The 3,500-nt window shown below is 66.6% G+C and carries 2 protein-coding genes and 1 pseudogene; all 3 read right to left on the reverse strand.

What is annotated here, in order from left to right; all coding sequences use genetic code 11:
- Positions 1–1,335, reverse strand: a 1,335-nt coding sequence (locus tag OBACDRAFT_RS14780) for a VIT and vWA domain-containing protein (RefSeq protein ID WP_232767180.1), incomplete at its 3' end; no start/stop codon positions are given.
- A 199-nt stretch (positions 1,336–1,534) separates the two neighbouring features.
- On the reverse strand, positions 1,535–3,271 hold the full coding sequence (gene recN / locus OBACDRAFT_RS14785; protein ID WP_232767182.1) for a DNA repair protein RecN: 1,737 nt from the start codon (positions 3,269–3,271) through the stop codon (positions 1,535–1,537).
- Positions 3,272–3,310: 39 nt separating this feature from the next.
- Positions 3,311–3,500, reverse strand: a pseudogene (locus OBACDRAFT_RS14790) (LacI family DNA-binding transcriptional regulator); the annotation flags it as partial.

The following is a 3,500-nucleotide window of genomic DNA, read 5'->3' on the forward strand; positions in this document are numbered from 1 at the left end:
GACGTAGCCGTCGGTGATGATGGCGATGGTGCGCGAGGTGGCGGGGGGGGAGGGGAGGGCGAAGGCGTGTTGCAGGGCGGGGAGGAGTTCGGTGCCGCCGCGTCCGTCCTGGCGGTCAAGGAGGGCGATGGCGGCGGCGAGGTTTTGGTCGGTGGCGGGGAGCGGGGTTTTGGAGAGCGAACGGCTGTCGCCAGAGAAGAGGACGAGGTTGAATGTGTCCTGCGGACGGAGGGTGGGGAGGAGTCCGCGGAGGAGGGTTTGGGTGGTGCGGATGGGGAAGCCGTGCATGGAGCCGGAGACGTCCACAATGAAGAGGTAGTCGCGGGGGGGGAGGGTCATTAGGTTGGGTCGGGCGGGGGGCTGGATCATGGCGACGAAGTAGTTTTCGGTCGCGCCTTCGGCGAGGAGGAGCCCGGCCTGGAGGGCGTCGCCAGCGAGGCGGTAGCGGAGGATAAAGTCGCGGTTGGAGGGATCGTCGGCGGGGGCGTCGGAGGGTGAGGCGGAAGGCGCAGTGGGTGGCGTAGTGTCGAGTTGGATACGAGCGAGGGTTGGGTTGTCGTAGGCGATTTGGGTGCGGTGGGTGCGACAGGCGGCGTCCTGGATGGGGACGCCGGCGGCGAGGGTGACGGCAATGTCGTAGCGGGTGACGGCGTCCTGGTCGGGATCGGGGCGGGCGCCGGCGGGGAGGTGGGGGTTGGCCACCCAGTGGTCGTCGGGGGTGGCGTTGGCAAGGGTGGTGTTAGTGTAGCGGGGGCCAACGACGCCGGGATAAACGAAAGTGTAAACGCCGTCGGTGGGGGTGAGGAGTTCGGTGTAGCGGAGTTCCACGGTGATGAGGTCGCCGGGAAGGATGTTGGCGAGGTTCATCTGGAATACGTTGGGGCGGTGTTGTTCGAGGAGGGAGGCGGTTTTGCCTTGGGTGAGGGCGGTTTCGTAGATCTGGCGGGCTTGTTTGCGTTCTTTGATTTCGGCTTCCACGCGGCGGTCTCCAAGGGTCATGGTGAGGCCGTGGACGGCGGCGCGGGTGGAGCCGGGGAATACGTATATGGCTTCGATGGGGGTGTCGCCGGTGTTGGCGTAGGTTTGGGTGACGCGCACGTCGGCGATGACGCCGGCAATGGTGGCGTCGATCCGCGTGGAGCGGAGTGGCAGTGTCTCAACGCCGGGGGCGGCGCCGCGCACCCAGAAATAGGGCGAGAGGGTTTTGTTGTCGGAGCCGGAACCGGAGCCGGTATCTGTGGAATCGGTTTCGCCGGCTTGGGCGCGGAGGCGCGGGGCGAGGGCGAACAGGATGAGGAATGCGGGAAGAACGCGAAACAGGAGGCGGTGTGTCATAGTCCGCATCTTCGCGCGCGTTGATGAAGGGAGTATGAAGTGGGCGTGAAATGAGGGTGAAAAGGGGGGCGCGCATGGGGCGCGCATGGTAGGGGCTTCGCTTGCGAAGCCCGCGCATTCAGGACGTGGCATCGAATGGCGTGCGCGGGCGTCGCAAGCGACGCCCCTACCTGCGGGCGAGACGCCCGCGCCACGGGGGTTAGCGGCCCAAGAGTTCCTCGGCGTGGGCGAGGGCGCTTTTGGCGGTTCGATCGCCGAGCATGCGGGCGAGTTCGCTGACGCGGTTTTTGCGGTTTGGGTGAATGGGGGTGATCGTGACTTCGGCGCGGTCGCCGCTCTGGTCTTTTTCCACAACGAGGTGGTTGTCGCCTTGCGCAGCCACTTGCGGGAGGTGGGTGATGCAGAGGACTTGGTGGTTGTGGGATATGCCGGCCATTTTTTCGCCGACTACGCGCCCGATCTCGCCGCCGACGTTGGCATCGACTTCGTCGAAAACGAGCACGGGGACGTCGTCGAGGTCGGCCAGGACGGTCTTAAGTGCGAGCATGACGCGGGCGAGTTCGCCGCTGGAGGCTACGCGGTTGAGGGGGAGGGGGGGCTCGCCGACATTGGGGGAGAAGAGAAATTCGACGCCGCAATCGCCGGTGGGGGTGAGTTGTGAGAGGGGGACGATGCGGACTTGGAAGTCGGCTTTTTTGAAGCCGAGTTGCGCGATGCTTTTGGCGGCGATTTTGGCGAGTTCGCGGGCGGATTTTTCGCGGACGGCACGGAGGTCGGTGGCGGCGGCGCGGGCGGTGCGTTCGGCGGTGGCGATTTCTTTGTCGAGGCGGGCGAGGGTGCCTTCGATGTCGCCTTGGAGGGCGAGGCGGCGGCGCATGTCGTCGCGCGCGGCGGCGACGGCGCGGAGGTCGCCGCCGTGGCGTCGTTTGGCTTCGAGCCAGGTGTTCATCTGCGTTTGCAGTTGCGCGGCTTGGTCGGGGTCGAAGTTGAGGTCGGCGGCGAGGGTTTCGAATTCAGCACCGAGGTCGGCGAGTTCGATGCTGGCCGTCATGAGGCGATCGGCGAGGGGTTTGCTGGAGGGGTCGAGGCGTTCGAGGTTGCGGGCTTCGCGGACGAGGGCGGCAACGCGGGCGGTGGCGCCGTCGTCGCCAGTGAGTCCGTTGGCGAGGGCGGAGGAGAGTTCGATGAGTTCCTGGGCGCTGCTCATGCGCTTGAAGTCGCGTTCGAGGGTGTCGATGGCGTCGTCGGTGAGTTCGAGGGCGTCGAGGTGGGAGAGTTGGTTTTCGAGGTAGGCGATTTGGTCGGGGGCGAGTTTGGTCTCGGAGGACACGCGTTCGCGTTCGGCGACGAGTTCGCGCCAGGCGTGGTAGCGGGCGGCATAGGCGTCGAGTTGCGGGGTGGCGCGGGCGTAGAGGTCGAGGAGTTCGAGCTGGCAGTTTTCTTTGAGGAGGCGGCGGGGTTCGCTGGGGCCGTGAAAGTCGATCCAGGCTTCACCGAGGCGTTGGAGGGCGGAGAGGGTGGCGAGGCCGCCGTTGACGGTGAGGCGGGGGGCGCGTTCGCGGGGGAGGGTGCGTTTGAGGATGAGGAGGCCGTCTTCGCAGGGGGGGAGGTCGAGGGTGGCGAGGAGGGCGTTGATGCGGCGGGGATCGGGGAAGTGGAGGGAGGCTTCGACTTCGCAGGCGGGGGTGCCTTGGCGGATAATGGTTTTGTCCGCACGTTCGCCAGCAAGGAGGGAGAGGGCGCCGAGGAGGATGCTTTTGCCGGCGCCGGTCTCGCCCGTGACGGTGGTGAAGCCGGGCTCAAATTCGAGCGAGACTTCCGTAAGGAGGGCGAGGTTTTTGATGCGTAGGGACTGGAGCATGGCGTGGGCGGCGTGTGTGTGCTGGCGTGCGTGCGTGTTGTCCGATGAGTGAGCGGAGCGGACGGGGGCGGGCAAGCTTGGGGTTTGAGAGGCTTCAGGAATGGCGGGAGCGGATTAAGGTTCGTTCCATGTGCCACGGAGGGACACTCGTTGCGGTTCGGCGGGCAGGCCGAATTCGCGGCGGAGCACGGCGTGATGGAGCAGGCGCACTCCCTGGCGGCCGATCTCGGGCGGTTGCAGGGCGTAGTAGGGGCAGCCGTGCAGGGGCGCGCCGCCAGAGTTGAGAAACACGATGCGCAGGCGG

It is taken from the genome of Geminisphaera colitermitum TAV2 (assembly GCF_000171235.2).
Classification (GTDB): Bacteria; Verrucomicrobiota; Verrucomicrobiia; order Opitutales; family Opitutaceae; genus Geminisphaera; species Geminisphaera colitermitum.